Source organism: Chitinophagales bacterium, assembly GCA_019638515.1.
Lineage (GTDB): Bacteria > Bacteroidota > Bacteroidia > Chitinophagales > LD1 > UBA7692.
In genome coordinates, this window is sequence record JAHBTS010000001.1 from 198,012 (window position 1) to 218,235 (window position 20,224).

Below are 20,224 nucleotides of genomic sequence, written 5' to 3' on the forward strand. Positions count from 1 at the left end.
ATTTGCATCATGTTTCAATACTCTACTCAAATACGGGTTCGCTACGGAGATACCGACAAAATGGGATATGTGTATTATGGGAATTATCCGTATTACTACGAAATTGCCCGCGCAGAGGCCATTCGATCGTTAGGAGTTTCGTATAGAGAAATGGAAGAAAGCGGAATAATAATGCCCGTAACACGCTTAAATATTAAGTATATCCAACCTGCTTTTTACGATGATTTGCTTACCGTAAAAGTTACCGTGCCGGAGTTGCCGGGCAGAGCCATTTTATTTTCGTATGAAATATTTAAGGACGAAAACACTAAAACAAATGAAGGTGAAACATGGTTAGTTTTTTTGAATAAAGCCACCAATCGTTTAGTGCACACACCCAATATGTTGCTCGAAAAGTTACAACCGTTTTTTTGATTCGCTGTTATGCAAAAATTTATTCCTGTTTTTCCATTAAAGTTGGTAGTGTTTCCGGGGCAAGCGCTTAACCTGCATATTTTTGAACCCCGCTACCGCCAACTTATTAAGGAGTGTTTTGATACCGGAAAAACTTTTGCCATTCCTCCGGTAATAGACGATAGATTGAATGAATACGCTACCGAAATTCGCCTTACCGAAATTTCTAAAACATACGATTCCGGAGAAATGGATGTGCGCACCGAAGCCACTCAGATTCTGCAAGTGTTGGAAGTAATACAAGAAGTTCCCAATAAGCTATACAGCGCTGCCATTGTGAGCGAAATGCCGCACCTGCCCTTAGATACAAACGAGTTGCAGCCACAACTGTATGAATTATTGATGAAGCTGCATGCGTTTTTGGGAACCGATTTCGATCCGTATAAGAAGTTTAAGAATCCACTTTCGTTCGATTTAATTGCCTACTGCGCTCTTTCGCTACCGCAGCAATGCAGGCTGCTGGAAGTGCATTCCGAGAAGCAGCGACAAATGGCACTTATTCAGCATTTAATTCAGGTAATTCCTACCATTGAAGAAGCCAACCGCCTGCGCGAAAAAGTAAGAATGAATGGGCACTTTAGAAATGAAAAACCACCCGAAAATTTTAACTTTAAAAAATAGCAAAAGCCGCATTCGCCATATTTCGATAGCTATTTCTTAACACATCCGTAACTTTGGCTACATAGTTTTGCCACACAATTTTGAAGCATGGAAACAAACGATATAAAAATTTTGTTGGTGGATGATGAAGCCGATGTGTTGGACTTTATGAAGTATAATTTGGAGCGCGAAGGATTTTGGGTACACACTGCCTCCAATGGTTTAGAGGCAATAGAAGTAGCTAAGAAAACGCTGCCGCACATTATTATTTTAGATCTTATGATGCCCAAATTAGATGGAATCGAAACATGTAGAGAGTTGCGCAGTTTATCACAGTTTAAATCTACCATTATTACTTTTTTAACTGCTCGCGATGAAGATTATTCGCAAATAGCCGGCTTTGAAGTAGGTGCCGATGATTATATTACCAAGCCAATAAAGCCACGTGTTTTTATTAGCCGCATCCGCGCTTTAATGCGCAGGTTAGAAAGCAACGAAAATAGCAAACTTATTAAAGCAGGCGATATAGAAGTAGATAGAGAACGGTATGTGGTTATTAAAAGTGGAGAAGAAATTTCGCTGCCGCGCAAGGAGTTTGAACTATTGAATTTACTTATAGGGAAACCCGGCAGAGTATTTAAACGCGAAGAAATTTTAAGCAAAGTATGGGGGAATGAAACCATTGTAGGCGATCGCACCATAGATGTTCATATCCGCAAATTGCGCGAAAAATTAGGCGATGATAATTTTAAAACCATTAAAGGAATCGGGTATAAGTTCGATGCCTAATTGCTGTTTGTTTCCGATTTTTTCTTGCCATTTATAGCAAAGTCAATTCTGTAGTAAAACAAAGGTAGGAAGCCCAATTGGTACACTTCTTGCGTGCCTTTGGTAGAAGGAACATAATCTAAACGCAGCACATTTTTTTGGAAGGTGATATTTACCAAATCTATACCTACTTCGTGCGTAATATTGCGTGTGTTGCAGCGATAGTTTATGCGTACATCAAATCTAAAGTAGGGTTTAAAATGTTGTTTGTTGCGCTCGCTGTTTAGCAGTACAGGATCTTCACTTATGGGGCTTAAAACGGTATCGTAAGGCGTGTAGCGCTTGCCGCCAGCAAAGGTTATTTTGCCGCCAATGCCAAAAGTGTTTATACGCTTAATGTCTTTCTTCTTGTTTTTGCCCTGCCACACAAACTCTTTTGTTCCCAACAGATTCATGTTGTATAAGCCATTAAAATCGCTGTTGTACCATTTGCCATCGCTGCCGCGGTAGCGGGCATCATATACGCTTCCGGTAAACATAATAAACCAATTGCGGGTGAAAAATTTTTCAAATGTAAATTCAAAGCCAAAGTTTCTGCCAATACCTTTATTGGTGAGTTTTAGCGGAAAAAACCTTTCGAAACCTGCACCTTCATTCAATACATTATAGCTCGATGCAAAAGTATCTACGGGAATATTGAATAGCTGTTGGTAGTATGCTTCCATTTTAATACGCATACTGTTTCCAATAAATAAATCGTATCCTATTACAGAGTGAAAACTGCGCATAAATCCAAGGTTTTGGTTGTAGCTGCCTGTATTTCTGTATTCGTTGCGCGTTATGAAATAACTGTAAGTGGGCAGCATTTGCGAGTGTAAACCAACTCCCAAACTAAGGCTTTGGTTCTTTCTGAATTGATACTTAAACGCCATGCGTGGATCTATACTCCAACTATTGCTGTTGAGCGTAAAAATTTGCCCGTGTAAGCCGGCATTAAAAGTAAGTTGATCGCTGATATTCCATTTCCATTGCACATAAGGTTGAAACATAAAATCCCAACGTTGCACATTTACTCTCCAATACCATTGGTTGGTAAACTCGCTAAAGTTGCTATCTACCAAGTTAAAGCGCCATGCTTCGGTAAGTAAACCAAAGCGGATGGTGTGGCGTGCATTTAGCTTGTATTGGCGCATAAAACCACCGGTAAGTTTAGAAGTAATGAAACGGTAAAATAACTTTCCGTAAATAGTATCTACAACCCACATTGGTTTACTGCCACTGCTATCTACATGGCGCAGCACTCGGCTGTGCTTTACATTTACCCACTCGGTAGAGGCAGCAAAAGTAATAGTGGCATACGCATTTTTTGCTACCGGGCGCGTATAGTTTACACCTGCCACTCCCATTCCGGATTGGAAGTATTCATCGCGGCCTCCGCTGGCATAAATATCGCGACCTTGGGTTAGTTCTTTTTGTGAGGAGGTAAGTAGATTGATATTGCTGTAACCACCAATTCCAAACAAACTTACATTGCCGCCATTTTTAGTGGGAGCGTTTACTTTAAACTGTAAATCGGTATAGCGCGGAATGGCTTCGGTGCCAATATCTACTCCCATTAAGTTCAGTAACTCCAGGGTGGCATAGCGGTAATTGAAAATATAGCTTGCTTTACTCTTCTTGCTAAAAGGGCCTTCGCCAAATACATTGGCACCGAGTAGCCCAAATTCTCCCGTAAATTCATTGCGCTCGTTGTTGCCTTTTTTCATTCTTATATCAAAGATTCCTGCCAGCGCATTGCCAAACTCGGCAGGAAAAGCACCTGTGTAAAAATCGGAATTGCTGAGCATGCGGTTGTTTAAAATGGCAACACTGCCGCCTACACTTCCGGGAATATTAAAGTGGTTGGGATTGGGAATGTGTACATTCTCTAAGCGGTATTGCACACCAAAAGGTGAGTTGCCGCGCACCACAATATCGTTGCGCGAATCATCGCTGCCGGAAACTCCAGCAAAATTACTTGCCATGCGGGCAGGGTCGCCACGGCTGCCTGCATAGCGTTCGGTTTCTTCCACATTAAAACCGCGTGCCGAAATCATGGCCATTTCGTTGATGGTTTCGCCTTTGCGTACGGCTGTTATTTCTACCTCTTTCAATGCTTCTATGCTGCTTTCCATTTCTATGTTCAGCACTACTTCTTTGCCTGCATTTACAACGGTATTAGGTAGCGATGCCTTCTTGTAACCGAGGTAGCTGGCAACTATGGTAACCCTGCCTACGGTAATTTGTTCTAACCTAAAGGTTCCTTCGTTGTCGGTGAGTGTTCCTTTTAGCAGCTCATTATTTTTGTACACGGCAACACTTACGCCTGCAAGCGCTTGTTGGTCGTCTTTATCAATAATAGTGCCGCGAATAGTTTGTGTTATTTGTGCTTGCAAGTAAGCTGAGCAAGCCAATAAAATAAGTGCATAAATGTGCTTCATGCAAATTGGGTTTGTGTTCAGAAATAATGCAAAGGGCGTTGTTTTTTGTTTGTACGCTTAATTGAGAAAAGAATAGAGAGCGGTTATTGGTCTTCGGCTAAGGTCCATACGGTTGTTCTGCCAAAGGCGGGAATACCAATATAGCCGCGCACATCTACTACCTTTCCTTTTAAGGTCATTTTACACGAATATGTTTTGCCATTTTTGGGGTCGTATATGGTGCCTCCAACAAATTCGGTTTCGTTCTTTTTGGTGAAATTTTTAATTACAATAGCGCCAATTAAAGGTTTCTTTGCCAGTTCCGGTTCGGGATTGTTTTTATCTAGTTTAGGTTTCCCGTTTTCTATTGGTGTTTTAAGCCAAACTATTTTTCCGTAGTATAATCCGTTGAGTTGATATATAAGGATTTTTCCGTCTTTTTCTTGGTTGTACCAAGTGTTTTCAATGCCACTGCCCGCAAAAACAATTGCTGCCAATAGGCAGAAAAAACTTAATGTAAAAACCTTTTTCATTGGATGGAATTAACTTACCGAAGATATACAAGCATTTTAATTAAACGAAATAAATTGGTGAAATGGGATTGCAGATGTAAATCTTAAACAGGCTGTGCATTTTTACATAGCTTTGCCGCACAATATGAGCGAATTACAAGATATAAGACAGCTAACCAAAGAAAGCTTGGAGCAGCAGTTGGTAAATATGGGCGAACCTAAATTTCGCGCGAAGCAAATATTGGAATGGATATGGAAGAAGGGCGCACTCGATTTTAATGAAATGAGTAACCTTTCTAAACCATTGCGCGAGAAGCTGCAATTGGAGTTTAAATTTTTTCCGGTGCAGGAAGATGTGGTGCAAAGAAGTAAAGACGGGACTGTGAAATTGGCTATGCGTTTACACGATAGCCGCATTGTGGAAGGTGTAATGATACCGGATGAAGACCGCGCCACTGCTTGTGTTTCTTCGCAGGTGGGTTGCTCGCTCAGTTGTTCGTTTTGCGCTACCGGGTTTTTAAAACGCGAACGCAATCTTACAGCCGGAGAAATTTATGATCAAATTACTTTACTCAACCGCCATGCCGCTAATGCCAACCAAGGTAGAGGTTTAACCAATGTGGTATATATGGGAATGGGTGAGCCATTGCTGAATTACGATAATGTAATGCAGAGCATAAGGCTGCTTACTTCGCCCGATGCATTAAATATGGCAGCAAAACGCATTACTGTTTCTACTTCCGGCATTGAAAGGGGCATACGAAAATTGGCAGACGAAGGATTGAAATTTAATCTGGCACTTTCGCTACATGCGCCAACCAACGAAAAACGTGAGAAAATAATGGATGTAAACCGGAGCAATAAGCTAGAAGATGTAATTGCCGCATTGAATTATTTTTATGAAAAAACGGGCAACAAGGTAACGTTTGAGTATATTCTTTTTGATGGATTCAACGACTCGTTGGAAGATGCAGAAAACCTCGCAAAACTCTATAAAAAAGTTCCTGCATTCATCAATTTAATTGAGTACAATAATGTGGAAGGTGTAACCTTTAAAAAGGCAAAAGCAGAAAAGCGCGATGCTTTCTTAGCTTACTTGCGCAGTAAGAATATTGAGGCCAAAGTAAGGCGTAGTCGTGGAAAAGATATTGATGCTGCTTGCGGACAGTTGGCAAACAAACATTAAAGCACCAATAAGCAATCTGGAATAATACTGTTGAGCTGCTGTATTTCGCTGGGAGAAAGAGCAGTTCCTTTTACTTGCATTAAACGCAATGCCGGAAGTGTGCCGCTTGTAATGCCCACCGTTTTTAGTTGTTTGTTGAAAGTTACATCTAAAGTTCTTAGTGTTGGCAATTGCAGTATTTGCTTAGGTAGTTGTGTAAACTGGTTGTAGCTTAAATCGAGAATAGAGAGGTGCAATAATTGTGCGAAATTATCGGGCAATTGTGCAAGCTGGTTATTGGCAATATTCAACTTAGTAAGATTTTTTAGTTGGCCTATTTCGGCAGGTAAGTGCACAATGCTGTTGAATGCAATTTCTAGTTCTTCCAAATTTTCTAATTGCGCAATTTCTTTAGGCAGCCGTGCAATTTTATTTCCAGTGAGCTGGAGTACTCGCAATTTCTTGCAATGCAATATTTCGGTAGGAAAAGCGGCAATAGCATTATCGTTTAAGATAAGTTTTTGCAAATGAATGAACTTAGAAAAATTGGAAGGTAGCGCAGTAATATGCTGGCCGCTTAAGTTGAGTGTAATTACTTTTTCGGGTTGCTGCAAGGCACTTGTAAGGTTGGTAAATGTTTGTGCATTTACGGTGCTGCATACCTGTAGTAGTAGCATCAGTATTCCCCAAAAATTCAATTTCATTTGTTTAAAGCCTGTTTCAAATCCGCTATTAAAAAATCCGAAGATTCTAATCCGCAATAGAATCTAATCAGGTTAAACGGTAAATGGCTGTTATAGTTACCTTTTGGTAATGCTGCACAAACAGGAAATACGAGCGATTCGTGTCCGCCCCAGCTTACGGCAAGTAAAAATGCTTTTAAATTATTTACAAAAAGCTCTACCTCATCGGTAGATTGGGCTTTTAGCTGAATAGAAAATAAACCGCCACACCATTGCATTTGCTGCTGTGCCAAAGCATGTTGCGCAAACGAGTGGTGAAAAGGATACAGTACTTTTTCTACCCGCGGATGCTGCGCTAAAAACGCTACTACTTTATCGGTAGTTTCTTTTACTTGTTTTAAACGAAGCGGTAAAGTGCGCAAGCCGCGCAGAATTAACCACGAATCGTGAGGCGAAAGAATACCGCCAATATTTTGGAAACCGGTTGCAAAAATTTTCTCGATTAAATGTTGGCTTCCAATAATACATCCGGCAACCACATCGCTATGGCCGGAATAATATTTGGTGAGTGAATGCACCTCTATGTCTATACCCAATTCTATACAGCGCTGCCCCAACGAAGTGCAATACGTGTTGTCTATAATAGTGGTAATGCCTTGTTGTTTGGCAAGTGCGGCAACCGCTTTTAAATCTTGAATTTCAAATGTAAAAGTATTGGGGCTTTCAAGAATAATGAGGGTGGTATTGGGGCGAATGGCATTTTTTATGTTGGCAGTATCTGTGCCATCTACAAAAGTGTATTCAACACCAAAGGCAGCTAAAATTTTAGTGCAAAGTTTTTTGGTCCAGCTGTAAGGATGTTGCTGGCAAATAACGTGCTTGCCTGTGCTTACCAAACTCAAAACAGCAGTGCTCATGGCGGCCATGCCACTACCGAGCACCAGCGCACTCTCGGCTCCGGCAAGAGCGGCAATTTTTTTACATAAAATATCTGAGGTTGGATTTTTGCCGCGTGTATAAAGGCTTTTTTCGCTTTCGTGTAATAAGGCATGGCGCAGTTCATCGGTGCTGCGAAATGCAAAATTTGATGACTGTATGTGTGGCGGAGCTACTGCGCCAAAATAATTGGCACGCTCTTCGCCTAAATGGTTTAGTATGAAAGAAATATCATCCATAGAGAAACAATTACAGATTTCTCCTGAGTTCGTACTTTTCTATTTTGTTGTATAAGTGGCTGCGCTGAATATCTAATACTTCTGCGGTTTTAGATACATTCCAACTGAATTTTTTGAGCTTGTGTTCTATGAATAAGCGCTCGATATGTTCTTTAAAATCTTGAAATCTATCGAACGATTCAAATAAATCTACAGGTGTGTCTTTAGCTTGCGTGTTTGTAACATAAGCACGCACTTCTTCTTCAGTAACTTTGTATCCGCTAAGAATTACGAGGCGCTCCATTACGTTGCGCAGTTCGCGGATATTGCCCGACCAGTTCATAAGTTTTAATTCCTCCAGTGCTTTGGGCGTAATAAGTTTTTTGGAGATGCCGCTGTCTTCGCAAATTTCTTTTATGAATTTTTCTGCTAGCAGTGGAATATCGTCTCTTCTTTCGTTGAGCGAAGGAACATGAATAATAATTACACCTAAGCGGTGGTATAAATCGAGGCGGAATCTGCCTTCTTCCGATTCTTTAAGCAAATCTTTATTGGTAGCGGCAATTACGCGCACATCAACCGAAATATCTTTATCGCCACCTACTCGGGTAATTTTTCCTTCTTGTAAAGCGCGCAGTACTTTTGCTTGGGCGGCAATGCTCATGTCGCCAATTTCGTCTAAGAAAAGTGTGCCGCCATGCGCTTGCTCAAATTTGCCTATGCGTGTTTTTATGGCAGAAGTAAAGGAGCCTTTTTCGTGCCCAAAGAGTTCACTTTCTATAAGTTCTCCGGGCATGGCCGCACAATTTATTTCTACCAGAGGAGCGTTGGCACGATTGCTTTTTTCGTGTACCCAGCGGGCTACCAATTCTTTGCCGGTGCCGTTGTCGCCTGTAATAAGTACGCGTGCATCGGTAGGCGCTACTCTTTCAATAGTGTCTTTTATTTTTTTGATAGCTGGCGATTCGCCAATTATTTCGCGGGTTTTGCCAACTTTTCTTTTTAATACTTTAGCTTCAATTTGCAAATTGGCTTTTTCTAAAGCATTGCGAATGGTAATAAGCAAACGGTTTAAATCCGGTGGTTTAGAAATAAAATCGAAGGCGCCTTTTTTGGTGGCTTCTACGGCATTTTCTACCGTGCCGTGTCCCGATATCATAATAAAGGGTGTTTCTGCTGTTTCAGCCATTGCTTTAGAAAGCACTTCCATGCCGTCCATTTTAGGCATCTTAATATCGCACAGAACTAAGTCGTAGTCAAACTCTCGAATCATATTCAGTGCCTTGGCACCATCTTCAGCTTCATCAACATGGTAGCCTTCAAACTCTAAAATTTCTTTGAGTGTTTTGCGAATTGCTTTTTCGTCATCTGCAATTAAAATGTTTGGCATGTGCGAAGGTTTTTATTGTAAAACGCTGCAAAATATCATTTTCAAAAAAAACAGCGGCATTTTAACGCTAACATGCGTTGCTACAAGGTATAATGTGGCCGTGTAAAGTGCTTTTACTTTCGGCACGAATTAAAATTTAAGATATTTGCAAAGCAGCAAACGCAATGGCAGATAAGCATTTTGATATAGCAATTATTGGTAGTGGTTTAGGTGGTTTACTGTGTGGTGCCATTTTAAGTAAAGAAGGTAAGCGCGTTTGCATAGTTGAAAAAAACGAACAAATAGGCGGCTGCTTGCAAACCTTTAAACGCGATGGATGCGTGTACGATACGGGCGTTCACTACATAGGCGGTTTAGAGCCGGGGAAAAATTTATATGCCATTTTTAATTACTTGGGAATTGCAGAGCGGTTACAAGTAAGCCGCATGGAGGAAGATGGTTTTGATGTGGTGCTGTTTGGCAACGATACGCAGGCATACCATTACGGTATGGGCTATGAAAATTTTGCAAGAATTATGTGCAAATATTTTCCCGAGGAGGAGGAGGCCATAAAAAAATACTGTGCCGATATGCAAGCAATTTGCAGCCAGTTTCCTTTGTATAACTTGCGTTCCTTCGATAGCTATTCAGATTTTTCGGTGTTTGAAAAAAGTGCAGCGCATTATTTTAAGGAACTTACCACCAACCTAAAGTTACAACAGGTATTAGCCGGCACCAATATTTTGTATGCCGGAGTTGCAGAAAAAACACCATTATATATTCATGCGTTAGTAGTAAACAGTTATATAGAAAGTGCTGTAAAATGTAAGCGTGGAGGCGATCAAATTGCCAAATTGTTAGCAAGGGTAGTTAAGGCAAACGGTGGTGTAATTCTAAGGAAAACGAAAGTTGAAAAAATACATGTAACACAAGGTGTTGCCGATTATTTAGAGCTAGAAGGCGGAGAAAAAATTATTGCAGCAACATTTATTTCCAACATTCACCCCGCGCAAACGCTGGCGCTTGCAGAAACCGATGTTATCCGGCAGGTTTATAAAAATAGAATTAGCTCTTTAGAAAATTCAGTAGCATCTTTTACACTTTATGCGAAGCTCAAGCCCCAAGCAGTAGCGTATCAAAATAGAAACTATCATTATTTTGAAACTGCAGATGTATGGAATGCCACACAGCATAGTAGCGAAGATTGGCCTCGCGCTTACGCCATGTTTTTTGGTGTACCCGAAGCGCAATCGCAGTATGCAGAAACTATAGCCGTAATGGCATATATGAATTTTAGCGAAGTACAAGAATGGGCACATACACACAACACCACACTGCACGAAAGTGAAAGGAGCGAAAGCTATCAGCAATTTAAAAAGCAAAAGGCAGAAAGGTTATTGCAGGTAATGGCAAAAAAGTTTCCGCACATAGTTGAGAATATAGAAACTTATTACACTTCTACACCACTTTCGTATCGCGATTATATGGGTACTGCCGATGGTAGCTGCTATGGCATTGTAAAAGACTACAACGATGCCATGAAAACTCGTTTAATGACCAATACAAAAATTCCCAATCTTTTTTTAACGGGGCAGAATGTAAATCTTCACGGTATTCTAGGCGTAGCCATGACGGCACTCGTAACCTGCGGCAGCCTAATTGGTAAGGAATATTTACTGAATAAAATACTTGCGGCTAATGAAACGATGGCATAAGATATTACTCCTCTTAGCAGCAGTTTTTATATTGCTTCTTACAACCTTGTGGGTGTATTTTAATTATGTGCTGGAACCACCAATTCCCACCGTAAACAAAAGCAAGTTTGAAACAAGCGAGCGTGTGCAGGTAAGCAATAACTACTTTACGCTAGGCAATAATTTTTTGCGCAAAAATGAGTTTGGTTTATGGGAAGAATATGTAGAAGGAGAAGCTTTTGATAGAGGTGTAATTTTAGGTAAGTTGAATAAAGATTTACTCTACAAGCAAGAAGAAGCATTTGTGGAGCAAATAAATCAGTTGGTGCCCAATAAAAAGTACCTGCGCTTTCTCTCTTATTTCACGCGTTTTTTTAACCGCGATTTGAGCGAGCATTTCCCCATCGAACACCAAAAAGAAATTTATGGCGAATCGCTTTCTGCGCCACATGAGTTCGATTATGTAGCAGCGCCATTCGATAGAATGCTAAACTACCATGCCGCACACGATATTGGCCATGCCTTGCAGAATTTTGCATTGGTGGGCTGCACCTCGTTTGGCGCATGGGGAAGCAAAGTAGAAGACTCTACCATGATTATTGGCCGCAATTTAGATTTTAGCCTTGGCGATAAGTTTGCAGAAGATAAAATTGTGCTGTTTATGAAACCCGATAGCGGCAGCCGTTTTGCTATGGTTACTTGGGCCGGTTTTATGGGTTGCGTATCGGGTATGAACGAGCACGGCTTAACCGTAACCATTAACGCTGCTAAAAGCGATATGCCCACCAAAGCCGCTACTCCAATTGCCATTGTGGCACGCCAAATTTTGCAGTATGCAAAAAATATTGATGAGGCATTTGCCATTGCAAACAAGCATCAAACTTTTGTGTGCGAAACATTCATGATTGGCAGCGCTGCCGATAACAAAACTGCACTTATAGAAAAAAGTATTTCTAAGACGGTGCTGTATCAAAGCGATACAAACTTTATAGTATGCGCCAACCATTACCAAAGCAATGCTTTTAAAAATGATGAAAGCAATAAAGAAAATATAGAAAACTCCACCTCTGCATATAGGCAGCAACACACGCTGGCGCTTATGAACCAAACCGAAGTGTTTTCAGAAAGAGCGGTAGGAAATATATTGCGCAACCAGAAGGGATTAAACGAAAAGAATATAGGAGTTGGCAACGAAAAAGCCTTAAATCAACTAATTAGCCACCATGCCGTTATTTTTAAACCGCAGCAGCGTTTAATGTGGGTGAGTGCCAATCCGTATCAGTTGGGAGCCTTTGTGTGTTATGATTTAAGTAAGGTTTTTGGAAACGAAAAGTTTAGGCAAACTGCCAATCTTTCGGTGCCGGAGAAAACAGTACCTGCCGATACCTTTCTGCTTACTGCCGGTTGGAAAAAATTTATGCTATATAAAGACCTAAAGCAGCAAATAAGGATTGCTACACGCAAAAAACAAGCATTAAAAGATGAGCAAACTTTCGTGCGCCAGTTTATAGAAAGCAATCCTGAACTCTGGGAAACTTATTTTGCCATAGCTAAATACTACCTTGCCTTGAATCAGAAAACACAAGCCAAGAAATATTTTGAACAAGCCTTGCAAAAAGAAGTAGCAAGTAAGCAAGAAGAAAAAGCAATCAAAGATTTTATTGCCACCTGCAGTAGATAAAAAAGTATTGCCTGAAACATTTTTCTTTCTTTGCAGAAAGAACATTCCAGTATGAAGCATTATTCAATTGTATTTTTTGTGCTTGCAGCACTTACCATTCAAGGTTGTAAAAAGATAAACCTTTTTACTATTGAAGACGATATTGCATTGGGCAAGCAAACCCAGCAAGAGATTGCCAATAATCCCACTGAGTATCCAATTTTAGATGAAGCTAGCAATAAAGCAGCCTATAATTATTTGTATACCATGCGCGATGCTATTTTAAATAGCTCCTCAGATTTTGAACACAAAGCCGATTTTGAATGGAAGCTGTATATTATTAAGAGAGATGATGTACTGAATGCCTTCTGCACACCCGGAGGTTATATTTATGTGTACACCGGTTTAATAAAGTATTTAGACGATGCATCTTCGCTGGCAGGTGTGGTAGGGCACGAAATGGCACATGCCGATAAGCGCCACTCTACTCGGCAAATGACGGAAGTATATGGCATACAAACCCTGCTTTCTTTTATTGGTGGCAATGCACAACAAATCGCGGAAATAGCAGGACAACTAATTTCATTGAAATTTAGCCGCAATCACGAAACCGAAGCCGATACTTATTCTGTAAAATATCTTTGCCCAACGCGCTACCGTGCCGATGGCGCTGCCGATTTCTTTAAGAAGATTGGAAGCCAAGGCACTCCTGAGTTTTTGAGCACGCATCCGGATCCGGGCAATCGGGTAGCCAATATTACAAAGCAAAAAAATGATTTGAATTGCAACGATACCGATAACTATACGCAAGGCGAAGATATTACCAGTTACGACCAGCTAAAGGTTGCATTGCAATAGAGTTGTAGTTACTTTACTCTATCTTGGTTTTTAGCAATAAAATCTTTCCAGCCGGATATTTTTCCGGCTGTTTTTTTTACGCCCCCTACTGTTTGAAAATGGTGGCAAACCGCAGCCGCCAATCCATCGGAAGCATCTAAAAAGGTAGGTTGCATAGAAAACTTACATAAGTGCTGAAGCATAGCTGCTACTTGTTCTTTACCTGCATTTCCATTTCCGGTAATGCTCTGTTTTATCTTTTTGGGTGCATACTCGAATACTTCTACTTGCTGCATGAGTGCTGCAGCAATAGCAACACCTTGTGCACGCCCGAGTTTCAACATACTTTGTACGTTTTTGCCAAAAAAAGGAGCTTCGATTGCACATTCTGTTGGTCCGTATTGGTGAATGAGTCCGGTTACTTTTTCGGAAATTACTTTTAGTTTTTGAACCGAATCACCATACTTAGAAAGCTGCACCACACCCATACTTTGCAAGGTAATTTGCTGCCCGCATACTTCTATTACGCCATAGCCCATAACAATAGTGCCGGGGTCTATTCCTAAAATCACCTTCTTGTTTTCGCTTGAAATTTTACTCATGTGTATGCGCTGCAAGAATTGCTCAATTCAAGTGCAATTCAAAATTACTTTATTTACATGCAGAAAGGAATGGCTGAAAAAAAAGAATTGGTACTAAGCACGCTCGGTAAATACATGCTAAAATTTGCGGTGGTGGCTCTATGTGCCTATATTATTTATGAGCAGTTTTCGCATTTGGGCAATTCGGCAGCACAGCGCGATGTAATGTTGCTGGGAATAAAAACTAAAGGATATTTATTGGCAATTGCATTTTTACTTATGCCGCTTAATTGGTTTTTAGAAACCAAGAAATGGCAAATATTGCTGGCAGAGATTTCTTTTCAGCCGTTTTTTAAGTTACTGAAAGCTGTATTGCAAGGTGTAATGGTGGGCACGGTTACGCCTTGGCGCATGGGCGAATTTGTGGGTAGAACATTTGAATTGGAACGCTCCGAGGCTGCCAAAAGTTTTTACTTTTCTGCCTTGGGCGGCATGGCTCAGGCATTTGTAACGGCACTGGTGGGTTTGTTTTTTTTACCGTGGTTTTATCCTTCAGCATGGTTGGTGGTATTTTCGGCTTTGGTATGCAGCGGCTTACTGGTGGCTTATTTTTTCTTTCATAAGTTGCCTTTAAGGTTTTATTTTTTTCAAAAAAAAGCAGGGGCATGGTTGGTACAGCCGAGTTTTGCAAAACTGTTGTATGTATTGTTGCTGTCGCTGTTGCGCTACGGAGTTTACTTAACGCAATGGATTTTGGTGGCTTACACGTTTGCGGTGCACGATAATATATTGTTTTTAGCTGCGGGCGTGGCGGTTACTTTATTGTTTCAATCTATTTCGCCTGCATTGCCTTTCTTTGATTTGGCAGTGCGCAGCGGTATTTCGCTTTTTGTATTTGCCAATATAAGCAGCAACCCGATTGCAGTATTGCTTAGTACAATTACAATTTGGCTTATGAATATTGCAATTCCTGCAATTATTGGAATAATCTTTTTTATTAAAAATAAGTGGTGGGCAACCAGCCTAACTTCGGCTTCGCAGGCGAATGTTGAGCATTTCCACAGTAAGTGAAAATAGCACGGCTACATACACAAAGGCTTTGTTTACATGCACTTCAAAACCTTCAAGAATTAGCGTTAAGCCAATCATAATTAAAAACGCCATTGCCAGTACCTGCAAGGTTGGGTAGCGGTTAATAATTTTACTGATACCTCCTGCAAAAAACATCATTACAAACATAGAGGCAATTACTGCCAAAATCATTACCATAACGTGTTTAGTAAGCCCTACTGCAGTTAAAATAGAATCGAAAGAAAAGATTAGGTCTATAAGTATAATCTGGAGAATTACACCCATAAAACTACTGGCTGCCGATGTTTTTTGCTCGTGGTGTTGGTTGCTTACTTTCTCGTGAATTTCGGAAGTAGATTTGGCTATAAGGAATAAGCCGCCTCCAATTAAAATTAAATCTCTGCCCGAAAATTCATTTTCAAACAAGGTAAAAATAGGTGCGGTTAAACCAATAATCCACGAAATGGCTAAGAGTAAACCTATTCTAAAAACCAATGCAATCAACAATCCCAAATTGCGTGCATTGCGTTGTTTTTCTTGCGGAAGTTTTCCGGTAACTATTGAAATAAAAATAATATTGTCAACGCCTAAAACTATTTCAAGGAAAGTGAGCGTTAAGAAACTCACCCAAGCATCTGCATGTGCAAATACACTAAAATCGTAATCCATGTGTTGTTTTTAGAGTCCCGTGTTTAACCCGAGTGTGCTAACAAATGCTCGGAAATCGGTACTGCCGCGCAATAATAATGAATAGGAAATATCGAACTGCCTTGAACCTCTTAAAAAAATTGAAAGCGTGGTTCTTCCAATGTCTTCATCCAGCATCATAGAATCTACTTCATCCCAGCGGAAGGTAACTTTGCGCGGAATAAAAAAGCGCAATGCACTGTTGATTCTAATGGTGCAATTTTTTTCATCGGTTTTTATTTCTACAAACTCCATAGAAATATAGGTTCCTAATACCATAAAACACAAGGTGAGTAAAATAACCCAAGGCATTAGTTGCGAAAAAAGCGCATTGTAGCGTAGTTCCTGCCGTTGGTCGAGCAATTCCCAACCAAAGTAATACGTTAGAAAAGGAATGGCGCCAATGAGCAGCAGCAAAATAAAAGTGCGGATTCCAATGATTCCGATAAAGCGATAATTCATGTCCAGATAGTTTTTCTCAGAGTCCCAATAGATGGGATGAATATCCCAGCAAATTTTCTGCCAAAAATGCAGCATTAAACTTTTAGGCGCTATTTTTGTATTACAATTCAATAAAAAGTAAGGTGCAAAATATGGCTTCTTCTATTGATTTTTGGGATACTTCAAGGGAATTACTGTTTACCGGTGCAGCATTGGGAAGTATAGGAATTATTTCAATATTTTCTTTTATGGCTTTTCAGTTGGCAGTTTTTGTATCGGCATTTGTACAAGGAACTAAACACAGAAATGTATTTGTTATGCTACAGAGGCTTGTAAAATACACGGTGTTGAACTTTTCTTTCCATACAGTTGGCGTAGTTACTGCAAGCGTATTTTTATTCTTTGAAATAGCTTGGTGGTGGTTGCCCATTATTGTATTGGCAGCAACGATGGTATTGTTTTATGTTTTGCGAAACACTTTGGTGCTCTACTTAAACTGGCGCTTTAGAAAATACCTGAAATACTTAGCATTGTTTAAAACCTTCCGTAAAATTGGTTTCATTGCAGTTTCGTAATGGCAACATGGAAAAAACTGTTTTACCACTCCGGCAAGCCGAAATTTTTAAGCAGCAGGCTTTAGCTTGGGCCAATAAGTTTGGTGTTTGCATTTTATTGGATGGCAACCATCATACTTCGGGATTTAGCTGGCAATTGGCGGTAGATGCGTGGAGTTTTGTAGATGCAAATGCAGGAAATGCTTTTGCACAGTTGGAGCAGTTTTTACAAGCGAAAAAGCAAACTGTTTTTGGGTTTATGGCCTATGAACTCAAAAATGAAATCGAAAATTTAACCAGCCGCCACACCGATAATATTGGACTTCCACACTTGTTTTTTTTTGAACCTCGCTATTTGATAGAAGTAAATGGAAACAGTGTAACCATCAATAGAAATTATCCGGAGGCTTTTGAAATTGTAGAAAGCATACTGCAAACACCTTTGCCCAAGGCTGTTACCAATGCCCCCGATTGGGAGTTTAGAACCGAAAAAGAAAAGTATGTACATACAATAGAAACTATTAAAGAGAGAATAGCCGCAGGCGATTTTTATGAAATAAATTATTGCATAGAAGCCCATGCAACGCAAGCAGCCGTGGAGCCGGTAATGCTCTTCCATAAGTTGAATACTGCTGCAAAGGCGCCATTTGCCTGTTTTGTGAAGTACTACAGCAGCTATGTTTTATGCGCCAGTCCGGAACGTTTTTTAAAGAAGGAAGGTGCCAGAGTGTTTTCGCAGCCCATGAAAGGCACTATTGAAAAATCAAATATAGAAAGCGAAAACCGCGCACTGCAACTGCAATTACAGCAGAGCGAAAAGGAGCGTGCCGAAAATATTATGATTGTAGATTTAGTGCGAAACGATCTTGCTAAAAGCTGCAAAACAGGAAGTGTAAAAGTAGATGAACTGTGTGGTGTATATGCCTTTGAAACCATAAACCAAATGATTTCTACTATTAGCGGCACAGCTAAAAATGAAGTTGGTATCACCGATGTTATTAAGAACGCTTTCCCAATGGGTAGTATGACGGGTGCTCCTAAAATAGAGGTAATGCAAGCCATTGATGCAATAGAGGATTTTCAACGCGGTATTTTTTCGGGTACGGTTGGCTATATTACTCCTACAGGCGATTTTGATTTTAATGTAGTAATACGAAGTATATTTTACCATGCCGCCAAAGGCTACCTATCGCTGCGCTCGGGTGGAGCCATTACGTACGATTCGCAGGCAGAAAGCGAATGGAACGAGGTGTTGCTAAAAATGAAAGCTATGCGCGAAGTATTTGCTTCGGGTAGCTAAATTTATTTTACTACTGCCAACCGTTTTATATGGTTGTGTAGCTTTACCAAATAAATGCCGCCAGCCAGCGAAGCCGCATTTATTTTTTCTGCTTGAAAAAAGGTACGCTCCAATACTTTTTCGCCTGTAATAGAAAAAATTTCTGCTTTGGCTGCTTCGTTGCTTTCGGTAGTAATTACAACGCTGCCCGAAGTTGGGTTCGGAAAAATATTCCACTCGTAGTTTTTTGGGTTGGCTGCTTCGTGTACAGCTACATCTATTAGTTTAGAGCTGTAAAAATCAAGCCCGCCCAGCGAGTTGCCCACTACTAAATCGGGAATGCTGTCGCCATTAAAATCGGCAAAGGCAATTGTACTTTTTTTGCCAACCGAAATACCCAGCAGGTTAGAGTCTATTAGCGAGAACGATTCGTTTCTAATGTCGTTTCCGGGAATGTAAAATTTAAAAATGGCGCCTCTATTAGAGCCTGAGTATAGAAAAAGAGAATCGTTGTGCTTTGTAAGCACAGGTTGAGAAAGTCCATCAACTTCATAGATTCCTTTCAGGTTTACATTGCCCCATTTCAGTTTCACCGAATCTTTATGAAACTGAGGATTTTGCTTGCTGCCAAAATTAATGTACCAATTGAGTGAACCATCTTTGCGACCGCAAATAATATCGTTGTCGTTATCGCCATCAACATCGTAAATAAATGGAGCTGCTAATACCGAAGCATCTAAATCAAAATATTGCGGAGTGGTAAGTGCCGGAAATTGTGCGGTAGTGGTTCCTGTATTTTTTAAGAAATGAACATTTCCGGCATAGTCGCCCAGCAGCATGTCTGCTTTGCCATCGCCATCGAGGTCGCCAAATGTGGGTTGTAGTGTTTTTAAGAGATATTGAGCTATGTTTTCGTAATTGTCGGTTACTAACTTAAATGCAGGTTGGGTGGTCGTACCTACATTTTGCAGAAGCGCCAATTGCGATTTTTCAAGGCTTCCTTGATGAATGTAATACTGCGCATTGCCGATTACCAAATCCATTAAGCCATCGTTGTTGTAATCAAATGCGGCAACTTTGGCATCGCTTCCAAAATCGAGCATGGTGTGAACTAAAAAACTATCGGTTTGGTAGTTGAAAACATAGTTGGTATTGCTGCCTGTATTTTTGTAGAACAGTACATTTTTTACATTGCGTATGGCGGTGCGGGCATTGGGCGATACCAGCAAATCGTTTTTGCCATCGTTATCTACATCGGCAATATATCCTGCGGGGAAAATTGGCATATCAATGGAGGTGTTGTAGTTCGGGAAAATGCTGTCGTAGCTTAGAATGTTAGCTTCGGTATTATCGCCACCATTGCGCAGCATTATCATGGTGTTGTAAGTAATATCGCCCAGTAGTAAATCTATGTCGCCATCGCCATCTTCATCGTATGGGCAAAGCGTGGAGCCGGCATGGCGCCCTGCAGGAGTGCCTTGTATGCCGCCTGTTTTACAGTAGCCAATTGAAATAGCATTGGTAGTGCTGGATTCAATAAATTTTCCCCAGCATTGGTCTAAGTTGTAGGAGTCGAAAATAAGAGAGTCTGCTCCAAAACCTTGTTCCACAGATTGGTTTTCGTAAAACTGCGGCACCGATGGGTTGAGCAAATTCCCAAACACCAAAATGTCCATATCGCCATCGCCATTCACATCTAAAATGCCCGGAATATCATCGGTAAGTACATAGAGGTTTATCTTAGGATAGTTAATAGAAAAGTAGTCGGTATAGGTGAGTAGTTCTGTTTGTATTTCAAAAGAAAGTGCGTTGTTTATTCTCTTTCCTCTAAACACTTTTAGCCCGCTGTTTGCCCAACAAAAAATATCGGGAATACCATCTTTGTTGAAATCGCGCATGAGTGCCCAGTTCTCTAATTCGGGCAGTGCTGCAACAATGTGTGGTGCATAGCTGTAATTGCCATTTCCTTTATTGATAAATGCAAATGCACGGCTGCCATTGCGGTCGAATACAAAAAGATCGTTGGTGCCATCACCATCCAAATCGGCTGGCGAAAACTGTGGAGCATCTAAACCGCCAGCCCAAGCATTGGTGAGGGTGGTTCCATATTTTTCTACCGGAAGGGAAAGCGTTTGGTAGTAAGTTTGTGCGTAAACTTGCAATCCAATAAGAGCAAGAAGAAGTGTGTAAAAAGTATATTGCATAAGTTTCTTGTAATGAAGATAGCAAGGTTTTGAAATACGTTTCATATTGCCAA

At 40.5% G+C, this 20,224-nt stretch carries 19 protein-coding genes; 10 read left to right on the forward strand and 9 right to left on the reverse strand.

Going from position 1 to position 20,224, the window contains the following annotated elements; genetic code table 11:
- Positions 1–9: 9 nt before the first annotated feature.
- The 3 genes from KF872_00930 (at position 10) to KF872_00940 (ending at position 1,842) form a co-directional block, all read left to right on the forward strand.
- Positions 10–414 (forward strand): acyl-CoA thioesterase, encoded by a 405-nt coding sequence (locus tag KF872_00930; protein ID MBX2902087.1) that lies wholly within the window; start codon positions 10–12, stop codon positions 412–414.
- Positions 415–423: 9 nt separating this feature from the next.
- Positions 424–1,074: an LON peptidase substrate-binding domain-containing protein gene (locus KF872_00935; protein ID MBX2902088.1), complete on the forward strand. Its 651-nt coding sequence runs from the start codon at positions 424–426 to the stop codon at positions 1,072–1,074.
- A gap of 87 nt (positions 1,075–1,161) precedes the next feature.
- Positions 1,162–1,842 carry a response regulator transcription factor gene (locus KF872_00940; protein ID MBX2902089.1) on the forward strand — a complete coding sequence of 227 codons (681 nt, stop codon included), beginning with the start codon at positions 1,162–1,164 and terminating at the stop codon, positions 1,840–1,842.
- On the opposite strand, the gene KF872_00945 is transcribed toward KF872_00940, so the two are convergent.
- Both KF872_00945 and KF872_00950 read right to left on the reverse strand, forming a co-directional pair.
- The gene (locus KF872_00945) at positions 1,839–4,301 is read right to left on the reverse strand and encodes a carboxypeptidase-like regulatory domain-containing protein (protein ID MBX2902090.1); all 2,463 of its coding nucleotides are present in this window, start codon (positions 4,299–4,301) and stop codon (positions 1,839–1,841) included. The genes KF872_00940 and KF872_00945 overlap by 4 nt on opposite strands.
- Positions 4,302–4,384: 83 nt before the next feature.
- Positions 4,385–4,813 (reverse strand): DUF2147 domain-containing protein, encoded by a 429-nt coding sequence (locus tag KF872_00950; GenBank protein ID MBX2902091.1) that lies wholly within the window; start codon positions 4,811–4,813, stop codon positions 4,385–4,387.
- A gap of 124 nt (positions 4,814–4,937) precedes the next feature.
- Between KF872_00950 and rlmN the strand changes: the two genes are divergently transcribed.
- A complete protein-coding gene (gene rlmN / locus KF872_00955; GenBank protein ID MBX2902092.1) occupies positions 4,938–5,978 on the forward strand; it encodes a 23S rRNA (adenine(2503)-C(2))-methyltransferase RlmN in 1,041 nt (346 codons plus the stop codon).
- On the opposite strand, the gene KF872_00960 is transcribed toward rlmN, so the two are convergent.
- The 3 genes from KF872_00960 to KF872_00970 are packed head-to-tail and all read right to left on the reverse strand — an operon-like array spanning position 5,975 to position 9,184.
- Positions 5,975–6,661, reverse strand: a complete 687-nt coding sequence (locus tag KF872_00960; protein MBX2902093.1) for a leucine-rich repeat domain-containing protein — start codon at positions 6,659–6,661, stop codon at positions 5,975–5,977. The genes rlmN and KF872_00960 overlap by 4 nt on opposite strands.
- Positions 6,658–7,815: a PLP-dependent transferase gene (locus KF872_00965; GenBank protein MBX2902094.1), complete on the reverse strand. Its 1,158-nt coding sequence runs from the start codon at positions 7,813–7,815 to the stop codon at positions 6,658–6,660. The genes KF872_00960 and KF872_00965 overlap by 4 nt, the downstream gene beginning before the upstream one ends.
- Positions 7,816–7,825: 10 nt before the next feature.
- The gene (locus tag KF872_00970) at positions 7,826–9,184 is read right to left on the reverse strand and encodes a sigma-54-dependent Fis family transcriptional regulator (GenBank protein ID MBX2902095.1); all 1,359 of its coding nucleotides are present in this window, start codon (positions 9,182–9,184) and stop codon (positions 7,826–7,828) included.
- A gap of 164 nt (positions 9,185–9,348) precedes the next feature.
- Here KF872_00970 and KF872_00975 point away from each other — a divergent pair, with 164 nt between their 5' ends.
- From KF872_00975 to KF872_00985, 3 genes are read left to right on the forward strand one after another with little or no spacing between them, the layout of a single operon-like run.
- Positions 9,349–10,878 (forward strand): NAD(P)/FAD-dependent oxidoreductase, encoded by a 1,530-nt coding sequence (locus KF872_00975; protein MBX2902096.1) that lies wholly within the window; start codon positions 9,349–9,351, stop codon positions 10,876–10,878.
- Entirely contained in the window at positions 10,862–12,538 is a 1,677-nt protein-coding gene (locus KF872_00980) for a peptidase C45 (protein ID MBX2902097.1), read from the forward strand. The genes KF872_00975 and KF872_00980 overlap by 17 nt, the downstream gene beginning before the upstream one ends.
- Before the next feature lie 51 nt (positions 12,539–12,589).
- Positions 12,590–13,375, forward strand: coding sequence for a M48 family metalloprotease (locus KF872_00985; GenBank protein ID MBX2902098.1), 786 nt, complete (start codon positions 12,590–12,592; stop codon positions 13,373–13,375).
- A gap of 8 nt (positions 13,376–13,383) precedes the next feature.
- Here the strand turns inward: KF872_00985 and ruvC are convergent, their stop codons facing one another.
- A complete protein-coding gene (gene ruvC, locus KF872_00990) occupies positions 13,384–13,956 on the reverse strand; it encodes a crossover junction endodeoxyribonuclease RuvC (protein MBX2902099.1) in 573 nt (190 codons plus the stop codon).
- A 69-nt stretch (positions 13,957–14,025) separates the two neighbouring features.
- On the opposite strand from ruvC, the gene KF872_00995 reads away from it, so the two are divergent.
- Positions 14,026–15,006, forward strand: coding sequence for a flippase-like domain-containing protein (locus KF872_00995; protein MBX2902100.1), 981 nt, complete (start codon positions 14,026–14,028; stop codon positions 15,004–15,006).
- Here the strand turns inward: KF872_00995 and KF872_01000 are convergent.
- Positions 14,959–15,675: a TerC family protein gene (locus KF872_01000; GenBank protein ID MBX2902101.1), complete on the reverse strand. Its 717-nt coding sequence runs from the start codon at positions 15,673–15,675 to the stop codon at positions 14,959–14,961. The genes KF872_00995 and KF872_01000 overlap by 48 nt on opposite strands.
- Positions 15,676–15,684: 9 nt before the next feature.
- A complete protein-coding gene (locus KF872_01005; GenBank protein MBX2902102.1) occupies positions 15,685–16,155 on the reverse strand; it encodes a hypothetical protein in 471 nt (156 codons plus the stop codon).
- 131 nt (positions 16,156–16,286) lie between these two features.
- On the opposite strand from KF872_01005, the gene KF872_01010 reads away from it, so the two are divergent.
- Positions 16,287–16,709, forward strand: a complete 423-nt coding sequence (locus KF872_01010) for a hypothetical protein (GenBank protein MBX2902103.1) — start codon at positions 16,287–16,289, stop codon at positions 16,707–16,709.
- A 7-nt stretch (positions 16,710–16,716) separates the two neighbouring features.
- On the forward strand, positions 16,717–17,988 hold the full coding sequence (locus KF872_01015; GenBank protein ID MBX2902104.1) for an anthranilate synthase component I family protein: 1,272 nt from the start codon (positions 16,717–16,719) through the stop codon (positions 17,986–17,988).
- A gap of 2 nt (positions 17,989–17,990) precedes the next feature.
- On the opposite strand, the gene KF872_01020 is transcribed toward KF872_01015, so the two are convergent.
- Entirely contained in the window at positions 17,991–20,216 is a 2,226-nt protein-coding gene (locus KF872_01020; protein MBX2902105.1) for a T9SS type A sorting domain-containing protein, read from the reverse strand.
- Positions 20,217–20,224: the final 8 nt, after the last annotated feature.